This window comes from Microcoleus sp. PH2017_28_MFU_U_A, assembly GCF_020738035.1.
GTDB lineage: Bacteria > Cyanobacteriota > Cyanobacteriia > Cyanobacteriales > Microcoleaceae > Microcoleus.
This window is the reverse complement of the sequence record NZ_JAEQCX010000044.1, coordinates 20600-44250: the sequence shown is the minus strand read 5'-3', so window position 1 is coordinate 44250 and position 23651 is coordinate 20600. Positions and strand designations below refer to the sequence as shown.

General features: G+C 44.9%; 23 protein-coding genes. 14 read left to right on the top strand and 9 right to left on the bottom strand.

Annotated features, from left to right (window positions below; genetic code table 11):
• Positions 1 to 4 precede the first annotated feature (4 nt).
• Positions 5 to 214, bottom strand: a complete 210-nt coding sequence (locus tag JGK14_RS09970) for a helix-turn-helix domain-containing protein (RefSeq protein WP_293180977.1) — start codon at positions 212 to 214, stop codon at positions 5 to 7.
• 41 nt (positions 215 to 255) lie between these two features.
• Between JGK14_RS09970 and JGK14_RS09965 the strand changes: the two genes are divergently transcribed.
• The 7 genes from JGK14_RS09965 to JGK14_RS09935 all read left to right on the top strand — a co-directional run bounded on the left by JGK14_RS09965 (position 256) and on the right by JGK14_RS09935 (position 5591).
• Positions 256 to 564, top strand: coding sequence for a hypothetical protein (locus JGK14_RS09965; RefSeq protein ID WP_325315026.1), 309 nt, complete (start codon positions 256 to 258; stop codon positions 562 to 564).
• 220 nt (positions 565 to 784) lie between these two features.
• Positions 785 to 1201 carry an SET domain-containing protein gene (locus JGK14_RS09960; RefSeq protein WP_293206445.1) on the top strand — a complete coding sequence of 139 codons (417 nt, stop codon included), beginning with the start codon at positions 785 to 787 and terminating at the stop codon, positions 1199 to 1201.
• Positions 1198 to 1464, top strand: coding sequence for a DUF4926 domain-containing protein (locus JGK14_RS09955; protein WP_293206447.1), 267 nt, complete (start codon positions 1198 to 1200; stop codon positions 1462 to 1464). The genes JGK14_RS09960 and JGK14_RS09955 overlap by 4 nt, the downstream gene beginning before the upstream one ends.
• 239 nt (positions 1465 to 1703) lie before the next feature.
• Positions 1704 to 3611 (top strand): 1-deoxy-D-xylulose-5-phosphate synthase, encoded by a 1908-nt coding sequence (dxs, locus tag JGK14_RS09950; RefSeq protein WP_325315025.1) that lies wholly within the window; start codon positions 1704 to 1706, stop codon positions 3609 to 3611.
• A gap of 69 nt (positions 3612 to 3680) precedes the next feature.
• Positions 3681 to 3998 (top strand): hypothetical protein, encoded by a 318-nt coding sequence (locus JGK14_RS09945; RefSeq protein ID WP_293180962.1) that lies wholly within the window; start codon positions 3681 to 3683, stop codon positions 3996 to 3998.
• Positions 3995 to 4366 (top strand): aspartyl protease, encoded by a 372-nt coding sequence (locus JGK14_RS09940; RefSeq protein ID WP_325315024.1) that lies wholly within the window; start codon positions 3995 to 3997, stop codon positions 4364 to 4366. The genes JGK14_RS09945 and JGK14_RS09940 overlap by 4 nt, the downstream gene beginning before the upstream one ends.
• A gap of 4 nt (positions 4367 to 4370) precedes the next feature.
• Complete coding sequence (locus JGK14_RS09935; protein WP_293281544.1) at positions 4371 to 5591, top strand: NAD(P)/FAD-dependent oxidoreductase; 1221 nt, start codon at positions 4371 to 4373, stop codon at positions 5589 to 5591.
• A gap of 287 nt (positions 5592 to 5878) precedes the next feature.
• On the opposite strand, the gene JGK14_RS09930 is transcribed toward JGK14_RS09935, so the two are convergent.
• The 5 genes from JGK14_RS09930 to JGK14_RS09910 all read right to left on the bottom strand — a co-directional run bounded on the left by JGK14_RS09930 (position 5879) and on the right by JGK14_RS09910 (position 14206).
• Positions 5879 to 8365, bottom strand: coding sequence for a sulfotransferase (locus JGK14_RS09930; RefSeq protein WP_293180953.1), 2487 nt, complete (start codon positions 8363 to 8365; stop codon positions 5879 to 5881).
• A 173-nt stretch (positions 8366 to 8538) separates the two neighbouring features.
• Positions 8539 to 10611, bottom strand: a complete 2073-nt coding sequence (locus JGK14_RS09925) for a Wzt carbohydrate-binding domain-containing protein (RefSeq protein ID WP_293180950.1) — start codon at positions 10609 to 10611, stop codon at positions 8539 to 8541.
• Complete coding sequence (locus JGK14_RS09920) at positions 10612 to 11403, bottom strand: ABC transporter permease (protein ID WP_293180947.1); 792 nt, start codon at positions 11401 to 11403, stop codon at positions 10612 to 10614. It lies immediately after the preceding gene.
• Positions 11400 to 12644 (bottom strand): glycosyltransferase, encoded by a 1245-nt coding sequence (locus JGK14_RS09915; protein WP_293180944.1) that lies wholly within the window; start codon positions 12642 to 12644, stop codon positions 11400 to 11402. The genes JGK14_RS09920 and JGK14_RS09915 overlap by 4 nt, the downstream gene beginning before the upstream one ends.
• A 245-nt stretch (positions 12645 to 12889) precedes the next feature.
• Entirely contained in the window at positions 12890 to 14206 is a 1317-nt protein-coding gene (locus JGK14_RS09910; protein WP_325315023.1) for a glycosyltransferase, read from the bottom strand.
• 29 nt (positions 14207 to 14235) lie between these two features.
• On the opposite strand from JGK14_RS09910, the gene JGK14_RS09905 reads away from it, so the two are divergent.
• Positions 14236 to 14361 (top strand): hypothetical protein, encoded by a 126-nt coding sequence (locus JGK14_RS09905; RefSeq protein WP_293203212.1) that lies wholly within the window; start codon positions 14236 to 14238, stop codon positions 14359 to 14361.
• Between the two features lie 66 nt (positions 14362 to 14427).
• Here JGK14_RS09905 and JGK14_RS09900 read toward each other — a convergent pair whose 3' ends face one another.
• Together JGK14_RS09900 and JGK14_RS09895 are read right to left on the bottom strand one after the other, a co-directional pair.
• The gene (locus JGK14_RS09900) at positions 14428 to 15630 is read right to left on the bottom strand and encodes a glycosyltransferase family 2 protein (RefSeq protein ID WP_325315022.1); all 1203 of its coding nucleotides are present in this window, start codon (positions 15628 to 15630) and stop codon (positions 14428 to 14430) included.
• A 516-nt stretch (positions 15631 to 16146) separates the two neighbouring features.
• On the bottom strand, positions 16147 to 18261 hold the full coding sequence (locus JGK14_RS09895) for a thioredoxin domain-containing protein (RefSeq protein ID WP_325315021.1): 2115 nt from the start codon (positions 18259 to 18261) through the stop codon (positions 16147 to 16149).
• A gap of 126 nt (positions 18262 to 18387) precedes the next feature.
• On the opposite strand from JGK14_RS09895, the gene JGK14_RS09890 reads away from it, so the two are divergent.
• The 4 genes from JGK14_RS09890 (at position 18388) to JGK14_RS09875 (ending at position 21508) form a co-directional block, all read left to right on the top strand.
• Positions 18388 to 19986 carry an outer membrane protein assembly factor BamB family protein gene (locus JGK14_RS09890; protein WP_293180929.1) on the top strand — a complete coding sequence of 533 codons (1599 nt, stop codon included), beginning with the start codon at positions 18388 to 18390 and terminating at the stop codon, positions 19984 to 19986.
• 71 nt (positions 19987 to 20057) lie between these two features.
• Positions 20058 to 20360, top strand: coding sequence for a hypothetical protein (locus JGK14_RS09885; protein ID WP_325315020.1), 303 nt, complete (start codon positions 20058 to 20060; stop codon positions 20358 to 20360).
• Positions 20347 to 20844, top strand: coding sequence for a 2TM domain-containing protein (locus JGK14_RS09880; RefSeq protein ID WP_293180923.1), 498 nt, complete (start codon positions 20347 to 20349; stop codon positions 20842 to 20844). Before JGK14_RS09885 ends, JGK14_RS09880 begins: the two co-directional genes overlap by 14 nt.
• A 289-nt stretch (positions 20845 to 21133) precedes the next feature.
• Positions 21134 to 21508, top strand: a complete 375-nt coding sequence (locus JGK14_RS09875; protein ID WP_293180920.1) for a hypothetical protein — start codon at positions 21134 to 21136, stop codon at positions 21506 to 21508.
• Between the two features lie 84 nt (positions 21509 to 21592).
• Here the strand turns inward: JGK14_RS09875 and JGK14_RS09870 are convergent, their stop codons facing one another.
• A complete protein-coding gene (locus JGK14_RS09870) occupies positions 21593 to 21859 on the bottom strand; it encodes a hypothetical protein (RefSeq protein ID WP_293180917.1) in 267 nt (88 codons plus the stop codon).
• A gap of 254 nt (positions 21860 to 22113) precedes the next feature.
• Here JGK14_RS09870 and JGK14_RS09865 point away from each other — a divergent pair, with 254 nt between their 5' ends.
• Together JGK14_RS09865 and JGK14_RS09860 are read left to right on the top strand one after the other, a co-directional pair.
• Complete coding sequence (locus tag JGK14_RS09865) at positions 22114 to 23337, top strand: hypothetical protein (RefSeq protein WP_325315019.1); 1224 nt, start codon at positions 22114 to 22116, stop codon at positions 23335 to 23337.
• A gap of 10 nt (positions 23338 to 23347) precedes the next feature.
• On the top strand, positions 23348 to 23581 hold the full coding sequence (locus JGK14_RS09860) for a hypothetical protein (RefSeq protein WP_293180911.1): 234 nt from the start codon (positions 23348 to 23350) through the stop codon (positions 23579 to 23581).
• Positions 23582 to 23651 lie beyond the last annotated feature (70 nt).

Here is a 23651-nt window from a genome sequence, read left to right as displayed (position 1 = left end):
CTTACTATTCCAAAATCTCGACTAAATCTTCCATCGTCACGTCTAAGGCGCGAGCAATTTTGTAGACAGCAGACAAATCGACTGTGTTCAAAGCATCGCGCCTCCCGTAGCTTTTTACCGTGTTGTAATTGACTCCGGATCGATCGGCAACTTCTTTGAACGTCCAACCTCTTTGCTCAGCTAGTTCTCGAATCCGCAGTCTCACGTAGCCCATTTTTTTGCTTGACTTCGGTGCATATATACCGGATAATATCTATGTACACTGAAAACGATCGCCCACCTAGCGTCGAAAACTTGAGGGCGATCGCTTTTCTACCCAACCCCGCAAACGCGGGGCACGATTTTCCTATGATACCAACATCAAAGCCCAAATTAAACTCTCATCCCTGCTGTATTGTGCGGCAATTGCCAAATATGCAGCGATTGGTTGTGGCGCGCTTCCACCGCCGGGGCGATGCAGAGGGATACATCCAAGTTTTACGGCGGTTAGTACCCGCGACTAAACACGCGATCGTCTTTGATACGACTGGGGCCGAGAAATTGCCGGAAGTGCGATCGATCTGAGATGTTGCACCATTGTGAAGAACGGGCAAGATGCCCGTTCCACAAAAGATAAATTTTCTTGTGGAACAGGCATCTTGCCTGTTTCTAAACAAGTAATTAAGAATGGTGTAAGAGATCAGATGGCTCCTCAATCAAATTTACTTAGCAACCGATAGGCTACAATATTTCAAGAGGATCTGAGATATTCGATTCCTATGAATACTCAATTAAGTGCGTAGTTATGCTACTGGTTCAAACAAAACTTGGCATCAGTTCTATTCACGGTATTGGTCTTTTCGCAGCGCAGTTTATTCCAAAAGGTACCGTTACCTGGGAATACTCTCCATACTTCGATACGTCTTATGAAGAGGCGGATATTGAGCGGATGTCTCCTTCAGCGAAAGAGCAATTTTTAAAATATGCCTATTTTGACAAACTCCTCTGTAGATACGTTCTTTGCTTTGACGATCAACGTTTCATCAATCATTTTTCAGAGTCTCCTAATATTCTTTCGAGCTTGCGACGAGACGTTGCAGCACGTGACATCTACGAGGGAGAAGAACTTGTTTGCGACTATAAATGTATATATGATGATACTTATTTTATACGTATGGGCTTTCAGCCAATCACTGTGACCAGTAGTAAATTAATAGAATGAATTTTATGATCGAATTGCTTGCGATCGTGGCATTACTAGAAGACTTGCCACAACAGGGCTTATATCGCGGTCAAGTGGGAACAGTAGTTGATGAATGCGATGCAGAAATTGTTGAAGTTGAGTTTAGCGATTTGCAAGATTGTACCTACGCCCTAGAATCCCTTAAAAAATCGCAGTTAATGATTTTGCATCACAGTCCGCTTGCAGAAACCCAATGGTTAAAAAGTCAGCCATCATTACAAAAACAAGTTTTAAATTGCTAATAATCCCCGTGCAGCTAATAATTAGCCGTTACCAACTAACAAGATAAGGATTTTTTATATTGACTGTTTTCGACTTACTTATTATAATTACCAGGTCAAAAATAATAAAAATCTTACGCCTAACAGTTTTTCTCAAATAACAGGTAAAATATTCTAAGTTTGCGCGTACCGAACGCCGCAGGCTCAAACTATTATCTGTTAAGGATTCGTCCTAATTCTTAGGAGCGGGATTTTAAAATATGCATCTCAGCGAACTGACTCATCCAAACCAATTACACGGCCTGTCGATTCATCAACTCGAACAAATTGCCCGACAAATTCGAGAAAAGCATTTAGAAACAGTAGCCGCTAGCGGCGGACACCTTGGCCCAGGATTGGGTGTAGTGGAACTCACCTTAGCACTCTACCAAACACTCGACCTCGATCGCGACAAAGTTACCTGGGATGTCGGCCACCAAGCTTATCCACACAAGTTGATCACCGGTCGCTACAACAATTTTCACACCCTGCGCCAAAAAGACGGCGTTGCAGGCTATCTCAAGCGCTGCGAGAGCAAATTTGACCACTTCGGCGCCGGTCACGCTTCCACGAGCATCTCCGCAGCCTTAGGGATGGCGATGGCGCGCGACCTCAAGGGCGAAAACTTTAAAACTGTAGCAGTCATTGGCGACGGTGCGCTGACAGGGGGTATGGCACTCGAAGCGATCAACCACGCAGGCCATATGCCGAAAACTAATGTGATGGTAGTGCTCAACGACAACGAGATGTCAATCTCGCCCAATGTCGGCGCAATTACCCGCTATTTGAACAAAATGCGACTCTCGCAGCCGGTGCAATTTCTCAAAGATAACTTAGAGGAACAATTCAAGCAAATTCCGTTTGTTGGCGAAACATTTACACCAGAAATGGAACGCCTTAAAGAAGGCATGAAACGGTTAGCCGTGTCCAAAGTTGGAGCCGTAATTGAAGAATTAGGCTTTACCTACATGGGCCCGGTAGATGGACACAATTTGGAAGAGTTAATTGCTACTTTCAAACAAGGTCATACCATCCAAGGGCCGGTGTTAGTTCACGTTGTGACGGTGAAGGGCAAAGGATATGCGATCGCCGAAAAAGACCAAGTAGGATATCACGCCCAAAACCCATTTAATTTAGCGACTGGCAAGGGCATTCCTTCGACTAAGCCCAAGCCTCCAGCTTACTCAAAAGTCTTTGCTCATGCCTTGGTTAAGCTAGCAGAAGATAATCCAAAAATTGTTGGGATTACTGCGGCAATGGCAACGGGAACTTGTCTAGACAAACTTCAGGAAAAACTCCCGAAACAATACATTGATGTCGGCATTGCCGAACAACACGCCGTCACTTTGTCGGCTGGTTTAGCCTGCGAAGGAATGCGCCCGGTTGTAGTAATTTACTCGACATTTTTGCAGCGGGGATATGACCAAATAGTTCACGATGTCTGCATCCAAAACTTGCCAGTGTTCTTCTGTTTGGATCGCGCTGGGATTGTCGGCGCCGACGGCCCCACGCACCAGGGAATGTACGATATTTCCTTCTTGCGCTGTCTGCCAAATATGACAATTATGGCGCCAAAAGACGAGGCAGAATTGCAGCGGATGGTAGTCACTGGCATCAACCACACGACAGGCCCGATCGCGATGCGTTACCCGCGTGGTAACGGTTACGGCGTGCCTCTGATGGAAGAAGGTTGGGAAGAATTGCCGATCGGCAAAGCGGAAATCCTCCGCAACGGCGATGACGTGCTAATCTTAGGTTACGGTTCAATGGTTTATCCGGCAATGCAAACCGCCGAGATGTTGAGCGAACACGGCATCGAAGCAACTGTGATTAATGCGCGTTTTGTCAAGCCTTTAGATACCGAATTAATCTTACCTTTGGCGCAACGAATCGGCAAAGTTGTCACGATGGAAGAAGGTTGTTTAATGGGTGGTTTTGGTTCAGCAGTAGCCGAAGCTTTGATGGATAACAATATTCTCGTACCACTGATGCGGTTGGGTGTACCTGATACATTGGTGGATCATGCCACACCTGAACAATCTTTTGCAACTTTGGGATTGAATCCGTCACAAATGTGCGATCGCATTTTAGCAACATTCAGCCGCCAAAAGTCACCAATTAGCGTCTAATTAGCTAGAATTGTAGGGTGGGCAATGCCCACCTTACTTCAGCTTTACTGCACAAAAGGAGAATCAACAATGACTTATCTCAACCCAACTCGCACAGTACCCCGGAAAAGATTGCACGCAAAACGCATACTTTCTCCAGAAGAAATAGCCCAATGGTACGCCGAAAGAGCCGCATTTCGCCAGCGGTGTCAACCCATATTCGATCGCCTCAAACCAGAATTGATTAAAACCCACTACAACTGGTACATGGCGGTTGAACCCGACAGCGGAGAACATTTTATCGAACAAGATTCGTTAGCTGCTGGAAAAATGTGTCGTCAGAAACATCCCAATGCTATCCCCCACGTATTTCGGATTAATGAAACCGGAGTTTGTGGCACGATATGATGGAAGGAATATTTGGCGATAATGACGAGCTATTTTTTGAAATTTCATTGATTGCCGATAACGGCTTAGAATTACCTGTTGATACTCTGCTAGATACAGGTTTTTCTGGCTGTTTAGCAATGGATATTCAGGATTTAGAAGGGCTTGATTGGACTTATGTAGACAAAGAAACAATGCAAACAGCTAAGGGAGAATTTGATTTCGATATTTATGCAGGAAAAGTGCGTCTTGAGGGTCAAGAATTTGACATTCCTGTTCATGTGGGTGCAGGAGTACCGGAAATTTTAATCGGCCGGCAATGGCTGAAAAATCGGCGCTTGGTAGTTGATATTTCGGCGGATGTTTTGACATTAGAAGCGAATTTATAGTAAGATGAATTTAAAAAATTTTGATATAGTAATAGTAGGAGCCGGCCCAGCAGGAGGCCACTGTGCAAGAATTCTAGCCAAATCCGGTCGCAAAGTTTTGCTTGCAGAACAAAACGACAATTTTAATAAAAATGACTTTTCCAGCGCCGCCACACCTTTAGAAACCCTCTCTCAATTCGATTTACCCGAATCAGTTATCGGCAGTTTTTGGCACAAACTGACTATTGAAACTAGCAAAGTTAGTCAAACTTGGGAATCTCCCGAAAGTTTGGGAGTTGTACTCAACTTTGCAAAATTTAGAGCATTTTTAGCCGACGAAGTTGAGCGATTTGGCGGTGAAGTTTGGCTGGGTTGTCGCTATACCGGACATTCGCAAGCCAACGGCGAAACTACAGTAGAATTTAAACAGTTATCTGACGGGCAACTTATCAAAGTTAGCACGAAAGTCTTGGTTGATGCTACTGGCTTTGCTAGGGCGATTATGTACGACAAGGAAAAGGACAAGCCTGATTTTTTGTCGGGTACCGGAATCGAATATTTAATTGAAGTTGAACCGGAAGTTTACAATAAATATGCCAATGATTTAATCTTCTTTTTGGGTGATAAATGGATGCCGAAGGGTTATTCTTGGATATTTCCTATGGAACAAAATAGACTGAAAGTTGGTGCGGGACGCATTTTTTTAGATGCCAAAACGGTTAAGCATTTGTCACCGCTGAAACAGTATATTGATTTGCTGATTGATGAATATTTGAAGTCTAAAAGTTATAAAATTATTGACAAACACGGTTCGACGCTGAAATACAGTCGCGGTTTGCAGGATATTTATTGGAAGGATAACATAATTGCGATCGGCGATACTGTCTCGACAGTTAATTTTCTGGGCGGCGAAGGGATTAGACACGGGATGGATGGTGCCGAAATCGCTGGGAAATACATTGAACAATATTTGGATGGGAAAATCTCGGATTTTGCGGATTATGAGACCCAAATGCACCGCAAATTCGATCGCAAATGGAATATTTCGGAAAGGTTGGCGGTGAGAAAGTATATTGATGATGTTAATGATGAACTGACAGATAAAATGATTTCTTATTTAAAGTACATGAAAACTAAAGATGTGATGGATATTTTATTTGATTATAAGTTTGAGAAGATTTCCAGAGGATTTGGCGGTTATTTGCGACGTAAATTTCAGGGATTGATGCAGCAATTTCACTTGTAGGGTGCGTCAGTTGAAAGATTTTTGATTGAGTTGAAAATATCTGGCTGACGCACCTTGTTGCAGCAATTTCCCTTGTAGGGTGCGTCAGTTGAAAGATTTTTGATTGAGTTGAAAATATCTGGCTGACACACCTTGTTGCAGCAATTTCACTTGTAGGGTACGTCAGTTGAAAGATTTTTGTTGAGTTGAAAATATCTGGCTGACGCACCTTGTTGCAGCAATTTCACTTGTAGGGTGCGTCAGTTGAAATGTTTTTGATTGTCTTAAAAATCTCTGGCTGACGCACCCTACAAATATACACATCTACGAACCAATTCCCAGAAATTTTCTGCTGTTACTTGAAGGCGGGGTAGCGACATTAAAGAATCGTGAAAATTGCTCGTACTCCATCTATATGATACACCGAAACTATACCCACTTGCTCCGATTAAATGCGCTACAATTTCATCGACATTCCCGTAGGGATAGGCAAAAACTCTCACAGATTTCCCTAATCCCCGTTCCAAAGTTGCGCGGGATTTCGCCGCTTCGCGCACAATTTCGGTGGGGGACAATGAAGTCAGAGGCTGATAGGTGGCAGACATGGAACCAAATTCAATCCCTGCATCCCGCAATTGTCTAATTTCCGGCCATTCCATTAACTGTACTTGTTCAAATTCGGCTTTTTCCCAACTATTTGTCTTTCCTATTGACTCGGCTACTAGAAAAACAGTGGCTGTAAAGTCAAAGCGTTTTAGCAAAGGGAAAGCGTAGGTTAAAAAGTCGAGATAGCCACCGTCAAAAGTTATTAATACAGCTTTACCTGGTAAAGGAGTTTTAGTTAGTTTTGCATTTTGCCAATCTTCCCAAGTTGCACTGTAATAACCATTTTCTTTCAGATACTGCAACTGTTGTTCAAAAACCTGCGGAGTAATTGCATTTAAACCATCGGGAGAAATGCGACGGTAGGCGAGAATCGAGAGTTTTTCTGTGATGCTATCATTGTCAAATATTTGAGTTTTCACTGAGTGAGAAACTTCTCGGTAAGGCGATTTTTGCCAAATGATTTCTGGTGCGTAAAATACTTGCTTTGGTAACTCGTTTTCTCTGGGAATTTGGATTATCACTTCCCCTGCGATTGCTGCTGATTTCGTTAATTCCCGCAGCGCCTGGGCTGGGAGTGCGGCGCGGCGGCTGATACTGGTTCCTGTTGCACCACATCGCCTACCGAACATCACCGCATCTTGGGGGTAAATGCCCCTAGAACCCTTTGCATTCAACCAGTCGGGCAGATTCGACCTTTGTTGTGCAGTAGAGGTTAAGCGCGATCGCAACGATTGCTTATTATCTAGCGGTTTTCCCAACAAAGCTTCTCGCACGGTGGCGACGCACAACTCAAAACCGATATTTCGAGTAATTGTCGATCGCACTTTTTGAGCAGAAACAAAGTTATTTTCCACGGTAACGGTTACAATAGCGATCGCCACACCGCCTACTGTCACCAGCACGTCAATTTCAGCAAGCTCAACTTTTATATTAGTCAATTCTTCGCTAACTTCCACAGCAATCAAGTCTCCATCGAGAGTGATTGTGACTGCTTCATCGACGGTTTCGGGATTGTAAAAATTAGCCTCAACCCAATTAGGACGATTCCAGATTTCTTGTAAAAATAGCGTCCATTCCAGTTGGGGAGTTTCTGGATTGTCTTGAAAGAAGCGTGAAAGTATTGGCCAAGCAAACTGGGCTGCGATCGCATCTGCCAACACCGTACCCGTCACAATCCCGTCACAGACTGGCAATTCAATAAGGGACTTGCGTAGAAATAAGAGCCCAGCCATGCTATTGTATTGTCGAAGGAGCAGCCAAAGGATTGGTATAGTATTAAGCTCCAAATCCCTAACTTCGAGTTCAACACCTGCTAACTTGATTGTACAGCAAACGCGATTGAATATTTGTGGAACCTTAATATCCGAAATTAATTCGCTCACCTCCACCGTAACCTTGTAGGCAATTCTCGAATTTACCCACTCGATATGAGTTAGAATATTTTTAATTTCACTATCTTTAAAAACTCGATGATATTTGTGAACCTTAGTGCTTTGAATATCCCTGGCAATTCCTTGATGCCAAGGTAAATTCAAACTCAGCTTAGCTGCTTTTTCCTTATAATTAATCAGCATTCCAGCATCATACTCAATTCCAATAAAATTACAAATATCCTCTAGAACTAACTTTTTGTTTTCTACAAGATCTTCATATCTAACCAAGATATGATTAGATTTATCAAGATAGTTATGGCTAGTTAATACTGCATATTTCCATCCCTCGATACAGCGATCTAAATCCCAACCACCGCCCCACAATTCGTTAAAATCCCGAGTGGCTTCATACATAGAAGCGATGCAATCCATACTATTTCGCAAAATATGTATAAACTTAACATCTGGCAAAAAGCGGTCTATATCCTCAATAAAATATATGTGTTCCGGCGTTTTTTCCAACCAAATGCTTTTGTTCTGTTCCGCAGCCAAACCATCCAAAACTCCGACAAACCAACTAACTTTAGCTTCCACACTTTGATTGTCATCAAAACCTTGCAAAAGTTCAGGGCGATTAATCTCATCATTAAAAAAAGCTTCCATCCTGCTTGGCAACTTTGCCGCAAACTTCTCGTACAATAAATAGTGAAAAAACTTAGATTCAGGAAAAGAAATAACTTCAGGATGAGCCGCTAATAAACTCTGAAGAATTGTAGTACCGCTTCTTGGAGCTCCTACTAAAAATATTCGTTGCATTGTTGATTTTATATTAATAAACTGGCGATCTAATTTTTTTCGTGGAGTGGGGGCGGGTTTATCTAGATTGTTGGTAAAAATTAAATATGGTTGGTTAACCCGCCCCTACAGGAATTATGTTTTACCGTATTAATCCGCGTTAATCCGCGTTCATCTGCGGTTTCACAAACATCCTAACTCCAACTAAAATCTTCCTTCAACAAATCAGAAAGCTCCTGATTGTAAGGCTTAAAATAATTGGTTAATTCTTGTTCTATTTCCGGAGGCATATTACTGTAATCTTCGGCACTATTACCCTGATATTCTTTGACAGCACTCGCCTTAACATCCAAGAATTCTAACACCTCTGAAAACACATCTCCCGGATTTTTTTGAAAATCTTCGCTTTTGATAATTAGCAACTGTTCCCTGGGAAAATAATCGAGCCAATTCTTGATTTGTTCGACATAAATTCCTCTCGACAAGTAGGAATAATGCTGGTGGTTGAAACTGTAATAGCCTTCATCGGCTTTGAATTTTTCGATCTCACCTTTGAGTCTGTCTGGTTCAGATGCGATCGCCTTTTCAAAATCCAGCTTTTCACAGCCGATCGCCACTTCTAAATGATAGTGCATCCACGCTCTTTGTACCGGGTTGCGGAGCATCACAATCAGCTTAACATCCGGGAAACACTTGTAAACCCGCTCGGCCACCAACGGATGGTAAATATAGTAAGGAGTCATCTCCCACAGCAGCACTTTGTCACCCGCAACACTCCGCGTCAACTGCTTGCTGTACCACTCAACACCGCGCTCGAAATTCAATTCAAAAAAGTGTACTTGCTTAGCACCTTCTTTGATATTTTGCAAGTGATTTTCTAGATAGCCGTATAAAGCCTCGGTGCTGCACTTTTGAGCGCCCAGAATTAAAAAGTCAGGTGACTGCTTATTTTTCAACTGAGTGGAAATCTTGGCGTAGCTGGGATTATTTTTGTTCAAAGCGTGAACTTTGTCAGTTGTTTCTGGCAAATCCAGCACCTCCATTTTGCCGTCAAACTCCCAGCGGTAGGGCGGACAAAGGATCGTTTTTTGGTGTACAGTCGATCGCACGTACAGCGGATAAACGTGCCAGTGATAATCGTAAGCGTAGGCCCAACTCTTCTCGTAAACCCCAGGATTCACGTAATACTGCCCGTTTCCTAAATCCAGCCTGTCTACGTGCAGCCGGATTTTGCCTTTACCTTTCGCCAGCGGTATCAACCGGCCCATTTGATTAGTATTAGTCTCAAAACAACTTTGACCGTCTTCCCGACTGATTGTCACCCCAAAAATTGCAGCATCAATCGATTTGGGAACCGTGTAATGAATTTCAATAGTAATCGTATCGCCGCTGTCTATTTCCTCATCCGGCAACACTTTGACATCCGTAATTTCTACTTCCAAAGAACCGAAACGGTTTTCATTAACACGCAATTCCGAGCCTGTACTTGTGACTTCAGGAGGACGCATGGGAGTGCGCTTTTCTGTTTCCGATCGCATTTCCGATAAATACTGACCGGCTACAACTTCCGGCTCTCCGTAAGCCTGGATTTTACCATCCCGCAGCCACAAAGCTCGATCGCACAATTTCTGAATTTGTCCAGCATTGTGAGAAATTAAAACAATCGCACAACCTTTAGTTTTAAACTCGGCTATCTTGTTCAAACATTTAGTTTGAAAAGCCACATCACCAACCGACAAATGTTCATCAATTAAAAGCACTTCCGGATCGGTGTGTACCGCTACCGAAAAAGCCAGCCGCATTTGCATCCCCGTACTGTAAGTTCGTAGGGGGCTGTCAATAAACTGTTCTAATTCTGCAAATTCAACAATATCAGAGAAGCGGCGCGTCGCTTCCCGGTGAGTTAAACCAGCTACTACCGCACCCACAAACACATTTTCTCGCCCTGTTAAATCCGAGTGAAAGCCTGCACCCAAATCCAACAAACCGCCAATTTTGCCATTGACTTTAATACTTCCTTCCTCAGCACGGCCGATACCTCCAATCAGTTGCAGTAGTGTCGATTTTCCTGCTCCATTTTTGCCAAGAATTCCCAGCATTTCCCCAGGAGAAACACTAAAACTCACATCTCGCAAGGCCCAAAAATGTGCTTGTGGCTTCATCCGCCACCACCCCCACAAAGCAGCCTCCATAATCGTAAAAGGTCGATCGGCACTGTAGCTGTTGAAACGCTTGCCTAAACCTTTAATCACAATTGCTTGACGCATTTACAATTCCTCCACAAATCGATCGCTTTGCCGTCTAAAAATTCCCAGTCCGATCGGCAAAAGAGCAGCTACTACTACACTCACAATTAATAATGCCATCCAATCAGGCTGCGTGCCTCTGAGCAGTACAGCTCGGTAAGCTTCAATCAACGGCACCATCGGATTCAACTGATAAAATATCAGATATTCTTTCGGGACGCTGTTGAGGTCGTAGAAAATTGGAGTCAGATAAAAAAGCATCTGCAACAGTACGCCTAGAGTGTGCTGAGTGTCCCGGAAAGTAACGTTCAAAGCAGCGAGGGGATAAGCCAAACCGACTGTCAAAAAAAACTGAATTACCAGCAGCACTGGCAAAAAAAACAGCACTGAATTCGGCTGCAAACCGTCAATTATCAGAAATATCATTAAGACTGGGAGCGCCAGTAAAAAGTGAATTAGCCCTGTTGCTGTTGTGACTACAGGCAAAATGGCGATCGGAAAATTTGGCTGTCTAATTAAAGCGCGGTTGCTGGTGATTAGTCCTGTTGCTTGAAATAAGGCACTTTGAGTCCAAGTCCAAATTAATAAACCACTGAAAGCAAACGAAGAATATTTTGGAATGTTGATTGGAATTACCGATCGAAACACAAAAGAAAAAACCGCCAACTGCAACAGTGGATTGATCAAAGTCCAAGCAATCCCCAGGGCCGATCGCTTGTAGAGTAGTTTCATGTCGCGATCGACCAACTCGCGCAGCAAATCAAAGAAATGAGCGACTTGGCGCCTGTAAACCAGTTGTCCTGCATTTCTCACTGGACACCCCCAGCTATTACCTGCGGTTCAACTTCCTGCGATTCCTCTTCAGCAAGGGCCACCAACTGCCGCGCTTGCAACTGAGCTTCTCGGTAAGCAAAAGGACTTTGCAAAGCCCCCAGCAATTCGCTGACTACGAATTTGCGGGGAAGTTTGCCAGGATTCCGCAAGCGGCGCAGCAGCCACCAACCCAACCACTCAAACACGACAAAGTGCACAAGTTGGGCGCGCCCTACGGTACGGTTGCGATCGCAAGTCAGCAAATAAGCCCCAAAACTGCGCCCGTTATCCTGTAACTGTCGGCTCAAAGCTTTGTCGCTGCGCCGGTGCAAGTGCCACACCAAAGTGCTCGGATCGTAAAAAGTCGTATATCCCTTCGCCAAAATCCGGTGAAACATCTCGACATCGCCAGCGCCGCGTGTCGCCGTCCCCACATCAAGAGCCACGTCAAAGTTGCCCACAGCCTCAAAAATTTGGCGGCGGAAAGCCATATTTGCTCCAACGCCGTAATTGCAAGCCCACAGCAAATCTTTCACCGAAAGTTTGTTACCTTCAACTTTGAATTTGTGTAAATATTGCAGCATTCCGCCGTAAACCAGCTCAAATTGCTGTTGGGGCATGGTTTCCAGTTCCGCAGCCGAGACTAAACCGCTGACGGCCATGACTTCGGGATCGGCAAAGCCAGCAGCAATTGACCGCAGCCAACCTCGATCGGGTCGCGCGTCGTCGTCGGTAAAAGCAATAATTTCGTGGCGGGCTTCCGCGATGCCGCGATTTCGTGCCCAGTCCAATCCTGGCCGTTCCTCTTTGACGTAGCGTACAGGTAATCCCGCGACGTATTCGGCAGTTCTGTTGTTGGAGGGAGCGTTGTCTACAACGATAATTTCGCGATTGGGGTAGTCGAGGGCCAGCAGCGATTCCAGAGCGCCTTTGAGTAAGTCAGTGCGATCGCGCGTACAGATGACAACGCTAATTGGTGGCAATTCTCGATCGAACTCTGCGATCGGGGCTAACTGCTCTGCCAAACTCAATTGAATCAACGTCTTGCCCATCTGCTCGACAATTGTTTGTCGCACTCGATCTGCCGAGATTGTCTGTTCCCAGGGATTGTTATTAACATAGCCCCAGCCGATCGGGCGTCCTCGGTAGCGAACCAAGATGCGGACGCCTTCATATTTTTCTAGTCCCCTAATCGGATTTATCTGTTCAGTAAACTCGATCTCAAGCATTTTTATTGCCATAATTTCCTCCTAACTAAATATCCGACTTGGAATCTGGCACTTTTAGATTTTAGATTTTAGATTTTAGATTGAAAAATTGATGGCAATTGTAATTTCAAATCGGCAATCCAAAATCGGATGGAGCATTAGGTATTTAGTATTTGTGATTGGCGATTAGGAAAATTACTAGCCATTAACATGAAGCACTAGCTATTAATTTCACTATTCCCATTACCTATTACCCCTTACAACTTACCAATTAGCAATTATTTAATTGCCAAAACACGATCTTCAAAAGCAAGTAAAGGTTGTGTTGCGATCGACTCAGAACTGTGTGGCATACCGTTAACCGCCATCGCTCTCGCCAGCGGTTCGGCTAAGTGCAGCGCCAGAATCGTTCGCAGGTGAACTCCCCGTAAAGGTTCGGCGCCAACTTCGGGAGGGATGTGACCGATTGTCAGCTTGTCGTAGTAAAGGTAAATACCGGCGGGTCTTTCGGCATCAATCCTTTGTTCTGCTGCTTCCAAACCTTGCTGCAAATCGATTTCTATTTCGTTTTCTGCCAAATCCGCGCGGGCCGGGCCTTCTTGCAGAAAACTAGAAATGCCCGATCGAGTTTTCAATTCGTCTACCACACCACGGAAGTACCAGTAACCGCGCAATTTAGTGTTCAGCCACCGCCAAGTACCGCGCATCCGGACAGCTTCTAGTAAATCTAGCGATCGTCTCAGTCCCAACACCAGCAAATCTAGCGCGGCCGGCCAGTAAAAAACCAGGGCGACCAAAATCCGATCGACCAGAGAGTAAGGAGTTTCGTAATCCCCTACGTGCAGAGTAGGTCTGAGTTCTGGGTGCCTCTGACCCAGCAAGACATCGGAGCGGCCTTCCGCACGCGCGCGCCGAAAAGAGCGATCGAGGTTGTTAGTTTCGTGTTCGTAGTGATACCCGACTGCATCCGCTGCCACAGCAAAAGGTATATTTGCTTTGAGCAAGCGTAAGCCGAACTCGTAATCTTCATGGGCAGTGCCTTGGCCGAAGCCTGAATCGAAGCCTCCGGTGCTAGCAAACAGTTCTGCATCCAGAGAAAGGTTGCCGGTGAGCAAGTCTTGATAAGTGTGACGGTGAGCAGGCTGGCTCATCTCATAAAATTTTTCTTCCCACCAAGCCCGCACTGTTACGTCAAAGAATCTAGTCCCTCCCTGCAATTTAGGAGGATAAGGGCCGATTACCGCGCAGCCCGGACGCTGTTGGTGAATGCGTACATGACTTTCGACTAAAGGCGGAGTTGGTTCGATATCGTCGTCTATAAATATCAGCAGTTTTCCGGTAGCGGAGGCTGCTCCGGTATTCCGGGCGATCGAAGCAGCCCGACACTTTGCTTCAATAACCTGTATTTTAAACGGAGCTTGGTAGTCTTTGAGCATTGCCAAAGTATCGTCAATGCAGCTATCTGCAACTACCGTCACTTCGATGAGGTCGATCGGATAAGTCTGCGAGTGCAGGGCATCGAGAGCGCGTCGCAGCGAATAACTGCGGTTGTGACTGGGAATAATTACGCTAACAGTGAGATTTTCCCTGTTCATAATTGGTAATTGGTAATAGGAATTGGAAGATGGAAGATGGAAGATGGAAGATGGAAGATGGAAGATGGAAGATGGAAGAATCTCAGCTAATAACGTTCGCGAGCGGGGACGCTCGCGCTAATAACGTTCGCGAGCGGGGACAGCACTATGACTAATGACTAATGACTAATGACCAATGACTAATGACTAATGACTAATGACTAATGACTAATGACTAATGACTACTGACTACTAACTACTGACTCCCCTTTAATTTCTTGCAACCGTTTGCGAGAAGCAAAATAAGCCATCGGGCCGCCGATGCAGCCGCGAAGTTGAGCTAAGAGCAAGTCTTTTGGGATAGAGTCCGGTTTGTTTCGCAAAGAAGCAATCAACTCAGGCAGTTGTTTGTAGCGCAGCCATCCCCAGGCTAACAGCGGTATGCTAAACTCCCGATTTTTCACCAAAGTGCGCGTCCAGAAAGCGTAGACTCCAATTCCGTAGCAGTACATCGTTTTGCGCAAATCTTCCCAATCGCGCCGGTGACGATGCCAGCTTAGAGCCCTCGGTTCGTAGATAATGCGATAGCCCGCAGTCAGGATGCGGACATAAAGTTCGTGATCTTCCCCGCATTTTGCAGGCGTCCCCACACCCAAAGCTTCGTCAAATAGACCTACGCAGTCGATCGCGCTCTTCCGCAAAGCCATACTCGCCGAAACGCCTATAGGAGCTACAATCAGCGGGTTGCAGTACGCCCCGTCGAAGATGACTCGCTGAAATCCACGTCCGTGGGGGCTGTAACGCTCGAACCATTCTTGAGCTTCAGTTTCGAGTTCCAAAGGCATTACCAACCCGGTGACACACATAACTCGCGGATCGCCGAAATTGTGCAAGAGCGATCGCAACCAGTTCGGATCTGGTACTGCATCGTCATCTGTCAGAGCGATAACTTCCCCCTTAGCTTCCAGCACAGCGCGGTTGCGGGCAGTGCTAGACCCCGCCACGTCTTCCCGCACGTAGCGGACTTTTGGGTAATTTTCGACCAGTTCCCTCGTAGCCTCCGTGGCGGGACAATTGTCAATTACTAAGTATTCCTGACCGTCGTCGGGCAGCCGCATCAACGCGTCGAGACAGCGCTGCAAATCTTCCGGGCGATCGCGCGTGCAAACCGCTACAGTGGCTGTGGGCATTGCCTGTACTGGCCCGCGTTCGTCCCATTCCAGGGTCTCGTAGAGCCAATTTTTCCACAGGTTATCGCCCACAGCATTCATCAGTGTTTCCCGCAATTGGGAGCCGTCTATGCGACCTCCGACTGCGGGTAAAGTCGCTTGACCGATCGGTTTTCCGTGCAGCCTAATTAAAACCAAGGCTTTGCTGTAACGCTCCTCAACCGCTATTTCTGGCGGTAGTTGGGAGATTTCCAGGTCGAGAATAGCTGTTGCCATTTTAGATTTTAGATTTTAGATTTTAGATTGCAGAATTGTGAATTTTAGATTGCTGAACAAGGTTCAAAAAAAACATCTATTCTCCGTATTTTACCGGATGTCTTTTAGCCAAAATTGTTGTACGAGATAGCAATTTATCAATGTCATACTTGTCGCTCACCGATCGCGAATCAAACATAAAGCCTCATTTTGGTGATTGCTGTTATTTATTTTTACTTTCTATCGTCGGCTGATGTCAAGTTTTTTTTCTACACAATTTTTACCGCCGAAGGCGATCGCACGTCCGGGCTGATGTCAATTGCAGGTGTTAATCGCCCATGCTGTCGAGGTGACTATAGAATATTTAGTCGAGATTTTGGCAAATTGAGGGCTAACATTGAAAGGACTAAAGTCCTTACTACGAACCAGTTTGTAGTAAGGACTTCAGTCCTTCTTTTTCTCTAAAGGTTTGTAGTAAGGACTTCAGTCCTTCTTTTTCCCTAAAAGTTTGTAGTAAGGACTGAAGTCCTTCTCCTTCTATACTCGCGTTTGACTGTGCAGAATTTCTGCTAACAGCATCTCTTGGCTTTTCGCAGGTTCTTTGCAAGTCAAACACTCACAAACTAACCCGATAACACCTTCGGGTAAATCAGCCTCAATCTGACAGACAGCAGTCGGATAATACCGCGAAATCAATCCAGAAATCTGGTCGGGCGACGTGCGAATTAGGGTAGAATGCTGGTACCAATCTAAAGCCGAAAGTAGACTCGGACAAGCTTGGGGACTATCTCGGACAATACTGCTGAAAGCTTGCAAACCTTGTTGGGCGCGATCGAGATATTCTAAATTTTGACCCAGCAGCGCCAAGCGAACCAAAGAGGCGATCGCAATTCCATTGGCCGCCGGAGTAGCATTGTCAGTATAACTGCGTTCCCGCACCAACAAATCCCCGCTAGCATCCTTAGCAGTATTGTAATACCCGCCCAATTCCAAGCTCCACAAAAACTCATCAAACTCATCTTGCACCCGCACAGCTTTCTCCAACCAAAACTGAGAATTCGGCAATTGCTGTACAGATTCCCCGTTTCCTAACATCAAACTCGCTTGATGCAAATCCAACAAAGCTTTCACAAACAAAGCATAATCTTCCGACTGCGCCGCCACCGCCGATTGTCCGTCATAATTGAGTCGCTGAAACCGCCCGTCAATCCACTGATTGTCTAAAATAAAATTAGCAGCTTTCACAGCCAATTCCAAATACTCAAAATTCCCAAAAACAGCCGCCGCCCGCGCCAAACCCGAAATCATTAAGCTATTCCAAGCCGCAATCATTTTCGTGTCAGTAACTGCTGGAATTCTCCCCGGCCAACTGTCGTTTTTTGCTTCCTGATTGTTCCGCGCTGGCGGAAAGGTTTTTACAGTATCTGGATGGCCGCCGTAGCGCAGAGCAAAAAGTTTAGCTAAAGCCGTTTCTACCGTGGTACTGAATTTTCCCGGATGTCGGCGCTGCAATACATTTTTGCCTTCAAAATTGCCGCTGCGACTAATATCAAACGCTTCTTGAACTTCAGCAAATTCCTCGACAGTTAACAGCGTTTGTAGTTCGGTGTAAGTCCAAACATAAAACGCTCCTTCTTCCGGCTCAGACCCCCCCGTTGTCCCCCCTTGGTAAGGGGGGGTTGGGGGGGTAAAACTGTCAGCATCCTGTGCTGCGTAGAAATAGCCAGTCGGCGCAGTCATTTCTCGCTTCAACCATTCTACTGTCCGCGCGATCGCACTTTCAAAAGCTGGCTCTTCAATTCCCGCGCTCCACAAATTCGCTAAATACTCAACAATTTGACCGTTATCGTAGAGCATTTTTTCAAAGTGCGGCACAGTCCAAGTTGCGTCAACCGTGTAGCGGTGAAATCCCCCCGCTACGTGGTCGTAAATGCCGCCCAAGGCTAAGTCTAAGCCGCGCTGAGTGCAGACTTGTTTGCTGTCATATTTTGCATCAAAATTAAAGCGCGTTCCCCGCAGTGCTAAATCAGCATAGGGCATCATTGGAAAACTCGGCCCGGGGTTACTCCGGGCAATAATTCCGGTATTGAGTTCTAAGCCTTTTTGGAAGACTTCGCGATTTAATTCTGCGGTTGTTACTGACAGCAGCGCCGACTGGTGGAGGTTGTCTAAAATTTCTCCTTTGAAGGCTTGCAATTTGCGCTTTTCTGTATCGTAAAAGCGGCGAATAGATTGCAACACTTCTAAAAATCCCGGGCGTCCGTAGCGCGGAGTTACGGGGAAATAAGTGCCACCGTAGAAGGGAACTCGCTCGTCGGGAGTGAGAAAAACGTTGAGAGGCCAACCGCCTTGGCCCGTCATCATTTGCAAGGCTTGCATATATATGCTGTCGATGTCCGGGCGTTCTTCGCGATCGACTTTTATCGGTACAAACTGCGAATTCATGTATTCGGCGATCGCGCGATCGGAAAATGCTTCTCCTTCCATCACTGTACACCAGTGGCAACTAGAGTAGCCAATTGACAAAAAAATCGGTTTATTTTGGCCCAGGGCCGTTTCTAAGGCTTCGTCGCACCAGGGCCACCAGTCGATCGGGTTTTCGGCGTGTTTCCGCAGGTAAAGGCTTTGGGATTGAGCAAGACGGTTGACCATAATCAAAGATAATTTAACTTGTGCTGAGTAAGTTTGTCAGTTATTTAGCAGTTTAGCGTGAGATGTTTTAGTTAAGTTTTGGCGACAATCATGTTTTAATATTATTACTGATTATCTCGATATAAAATGAGTTTATCATCTCGTCGAAATTTCAATCAACGGCTAGGACATTTTTTGTTGAGTGTTGTAGTTCCTCCTGTCATTCTCAAACAGTGCCAATCCGAACCATCTGAAAAAGCAGAACCATCTAACAAGCCTCTATTAAAAAGCAATAGTGACTCCAAAAAACAGGCAAAAAAATTAGTTCAAGAAGTAGAATTATTCGTACCGACTTTTTTGGGAAATGACCAGCGCAGGTTTTACGGTAGAGGTGTCCCCAAAGGCTTGAAGTTAATCAAGAAATTTGAGCTAGGAAGCGGCCGGACTTTTTTGGGAAGGCAATCTCAAGTTTGGAGTGGTGCCGGTTGGACTGGACAGCCAACAATTATCAGAGATCGGGATAAAACTTATTTAATTATAGGTGCTTTTGACCACTATTTGCACAAAATAGACATGGCGACAAATAAAGAAGTTTGGCGCTATGAATTTGATGATATAATTAAAGGAACTTCAACAATTTATATCGACAAAACAGCCAACGCCGAAAACAGAATTGTGATTTTGCAAGGCAGCCGCAGTGGCGGTGGTGGCAAAAATCTTGTCCCGAGTTTTAGGGCAATATCTTTTAGAACCGGTAAGGAACTGTGGAAGTTGGACATCCGGAGAACGCCCAGCTACAGTCAGGATAACGATAGCAGTGCTTTGTATCTGGGCGATGGCCTGTTGTTCAATGCGGGGGAAAATGCGATCGGCTATTTTCTCAATAGTTCTGCCAGCAAAGCTAAAGTTAAACAAGGAATTAAGCAACCGCAGATCTTGTCGGAAGTACAGCTTTATGCGCCAGGAGATATCAGCAAGCACGGCGGTAACTTGGTAGCAGAATCATCACCTTCTCGGCTCAAAGATAGACTGTTTATAGCTGCGGGTTCTGGACATATTTATGGGATAAGTATTAAAACAAAAAAGATAGTATGGGATTTCTATACTGGTTCAGATATTGATGGAAGTGCTGTAATATCTAAATCGGGTAAACTGTTTTGTGCGATTGAAAAACAATACATTGCAGGTAACGGCGGAGTCCTCAAACTAAATCCGAACAAAGAACCGAATGCCAGCGTCGAATGGTTTTTACCTACCGGAAATCGCCGACTTTCAGGCTGGGAAGGCGGGATAATCGGTTCGGTGGCGTTGAATGATGAGTACAATCCTGGGGGATTTCCAGCGCTATTTGCCACAAATGCGATCGATGGCAATTTGTACATCGGTTCCCAAGATACGATTACAGGTAAAAAGAATTCTGTACCTTGGCGAAATCAGTCTTACGATACTCCGGTAATCGTGTTTAAAAAGGAGATTGGTTCTTCGATTTCTACTCCGATATTTACTGATGGCAATAAACTAATTAGTGCGGGATATAATGGTGTTTATTTATTTGAGTTGAAGTGGGAACGAGCGAAGTCGGGGGATAAGAATGCTTTGAAAAATGCTAAGGGCGAGTTTTACCGTTTGAAGGTAAAAGAATCGGGTAGATTTAAGCCAGGTTTATCGTTTGAGGCGACACCTGTTGTTTGGGATGGGCTTGTGAGGATTTGCGCGCGGGATGGCTGGATGTATACTTTGGGTTAGAATTGATATTTTCCACAATACAGCAGCAACAGGCAAGATGCCTGTTCCACAATACAGCAGCAACAGGCAAGATGCCTGTTCCACAATACAGCAGCAACAGGCAAGATGAGCAGCAACAGGCAAGATGCCTGTTCCACAATACAGCAGCAACAGGCAAGATGCCTGTTCCACAATACAGCAGCAACAGGCAAGATGCCTGTTCCACAACTAATCAATTATCTTGTGGAATGGGCATCTTGCCCGTTCGATCGACTTTCGGCAGTTTCCGGGTGTTGAAATCCGCCAATGTCACCACCTACCGTTTAACAGCGCTTGTCTCTATCATGGAAAGGATATCAGGAATTATAGGAAACTTATTATATGGCGACCAATGACAGTCAAATAAATCAAATTTACGGTGCTGAGGATGCCCAAGGTATTTTACAGCTTGCGATCGCACGGCGACAAGATGACGGCGAACTTTCCCGAGTGCAGCTTTTCGAGATTGGGGCGGAATTAGGCATTTCCGAACAGGATATCGTGGCGGCGGAACAGCAATGGTTAGCCACTAGAGGTGAATTTCAGGAAAAGCTGGTTTTTAACTCTTACCGTCGCGGCAAATTGCGAAAAAACTTGACAAAATACGGCATTGTCAATACTTTTTTAGTTTTGTTTAATCTAGCAGGATCGCATGAGCTTTCTTGGTCACTCTTCATTTTACTAACCTGGGGATTGGGATTGTCGCTGAATGCTTGGAATGTTTATCAAACTGAAGGGGAAGATTACGAACAAGCTTTTGGGCGGTGGCGTTTGAAGAAACAGGTGGGAGAGTCTATCGGCACTGCGACGGATAAGTTTATGAAGTGGTTGCAGTCTTGATATTCAGTCACTCTTTTGTCAATGACATATTTATCAGCTAAAGTCTGCGATTGATTCACAAACTTCGCAATTACAGAGGAAACTAATCAATTTTAACATCAGGCTTCATCGCCCTGACTTCTGCTTTTAGATGAGGATTTAACCTCCAGGCAGGCTATTGCGAAGTGGCAACAATTAATTGCAAATGTAATTAAGTTCGATCGCGCAATCCCAACCTCAACCAAAAAATGCTATAATACCAACTTTAACTGCTAAACATATCCGCGAGCCGAAAACACAAGAAAATCTTATGGTGATTATTACCTCACAAGAAATTGCCCAATTTCGATCGCAATTAGCGGAATATCCCGCAGCCCTCAAAGCCCTAGACGAAATCGAAGATTGTGAAGGCAACATCGAAGATGCAGCTATTTCTCTAGCAATTCAAGCTGGACAAGAACCGAATATCTCTGAAAACTGGTTGGATGGATTGGCAAAAAGATGCCGCGTTGCTATTTGCAAATCTGAGGTAAAAGAAGAGTTGATAAACGGACAATTGAATGCTGCTTTTAGAGATTTAGTTGCTGCCAAAACTTGCCCGCAGATTTTGGTGACATCGGTGATTATTTATGTATTTAAAACTGGGGTAAATGATTTTTGCGAGCCTCTTGAATATCAGTTGTAAAGGTATCGATGGAGTTAAGATTCCCCGATTTCCCAAAACATGATACAACGAGGCGATTGCCTAGGGGATAGCTACGCTTATCTATCACTGTGCGCGGCTGTAGCTAGCGGGCACGACATCCGGCGACAAACCCAAAGATTTCCCCAGCAAGCGAGCAAGTTGCACTAAAAAATTAGCAGTATCTTCGTCACCTTCCCGGGCCATTGAAGCTGATATCTGGATTAGCATCTGCACAAATCCCGCATCTATTAAATCGGAACAGGAACTTAAAACCTCTGGTTCTTGACCGTTGGGACAGGTAAGCACTCGCTCGATCAAGTTCAAATAAGCCTCTTGACGTTCTGGATTCATTTTGGGGGGAAATGTACAGTAAATAATTTATTATTACGTTTAACTCGGTTCTGTCAATCAGGCGATCGCACAAGCGATCCCCGTCTTTCCTCTAGAAACTCCATTCAGTCAGGAATAGACAGAAGCTTAAAGAAAATCTTAAGTTTTTTGATGCTACTTTAGTGGAGATCTCGGCGCTGATGGCGCACCCTACAATTTAAGGGTAAGGTGCTGATGGCGCACCCTACAATTTAAGGGAATTAGGAATATCAAACATGAAAATAGGAATATTTTTAGGAAATCTCGGAAATCCCGCCATCTACTATCCGACACTAGGCAAAATTACTGGCGGAGTCGCGGCGAGCATTTTTCTGTGCCAATTGTTGCAATGGCAAACACAACAGTCTAACTCGGGCGAATGGGTGAAAACTAACAGCAGCGAAATTGAAAAAGCTACTGGTTTAAATCGCGAAGAACAGGAATTAGCGATACGGCTGCTGAAAGTGCGATCGCTCCTGAAAGCAAAATCCACAAATCCCAACACCGACACTCTCGAACTCTGGGCGGATATTGACGCCTTCGAGGAAAAATTTAATAACTTGTTGACACCTACTTCCGGCGATAGCATAACACAAACAAGCCGCGAAAACAACAATCTTCCTCTAGAAATATTCACCGAAACTTACCCCCCAGAGCGTGCAGTTAAAACTGACAAATTTTTCGGGCAACCCCGCCAGCAAATAGCGGTTGCAGTCAATCCAAATTACCGATTTAGCGGGCCTTGGAATTCCCAAGAAGAACTGCATAACTTTCAGCGAGCTTTAGAAGAATATGCCAGACAGCATAACTTATGGTTTGGCAATCCTTCGGGATGGGCTTTTAAAATTATTGATAGCATGACAAAGGGCTTAACTTCGACTTTTTGGGACGAGTTTATCGCCGGAATTCCTTTAGGAGAAAGTCAGAAAGTTAAGCGGGAGTGGGAAATTGAGCCGGAAGTGCCTTATCCGGCGTTTGAGGAGGAGCGAATTCAGTATTACGTGCACAAGGGCGAACCGCTGGAAGCAGCGGTATCTAAAGCCCGCGCTGATTTGAGAAACCCGGTTTTGGGGAAGGATTTGTGGGAGGGTTTTTTGCGAAAGTGCGATCGAATTGCGGACGATGCGCTCAAAGCCAAAAACCAAGGGGTAGAAACCGCATATTTACCGTCTTCCTTCAACGAAAGACCACAAATTACCAAAGAAAGTGTGATGAATAAATTAGGGGCGATCGCGCCGCAATTTGCCCTGAATCAATCCACATCTGAACCAATTCCTGAACCGCCAAAAATCGAACAACAACAGCCACCAACTACAGACGAAATCCCGAGTATTTCGTTTTTACAAAAAGCTTACCAAACTTCTCTCGGTCGAAGTATAGTTGAAAAACAAATTGCTGCTAATCCAGAATGGGGCTATGAAATTTTTGACGGTGAAATTGTAGAATCTATCCCTTTTTAATGAGGCTAAAATGAAACGAATTAGCGATATCAATCCGCTGGGAAGTGAGCGCCCAAATCCTTCTAATCCAGAAAGAGAAAAGCTGCGTCAGGAAAGATTGCAGCGCGAGAAAAATTCAGGTTTTCAGCAGTTAATAGAGCTTTGTATTTTGGGCGAATACGACATGGCTAAACAACTTGCAGCCAGAAATTCTAGCTGGGGTTATGAAATAGTTGATGGAGTTGTAGTGGAGCAGATAGATTAGGTTCGTAGTGAGGACTTTAGTCCTTTCAAGTTCGTAGTGAGGACTTTAGTCCTTTCAGCCTCGGTTTTAA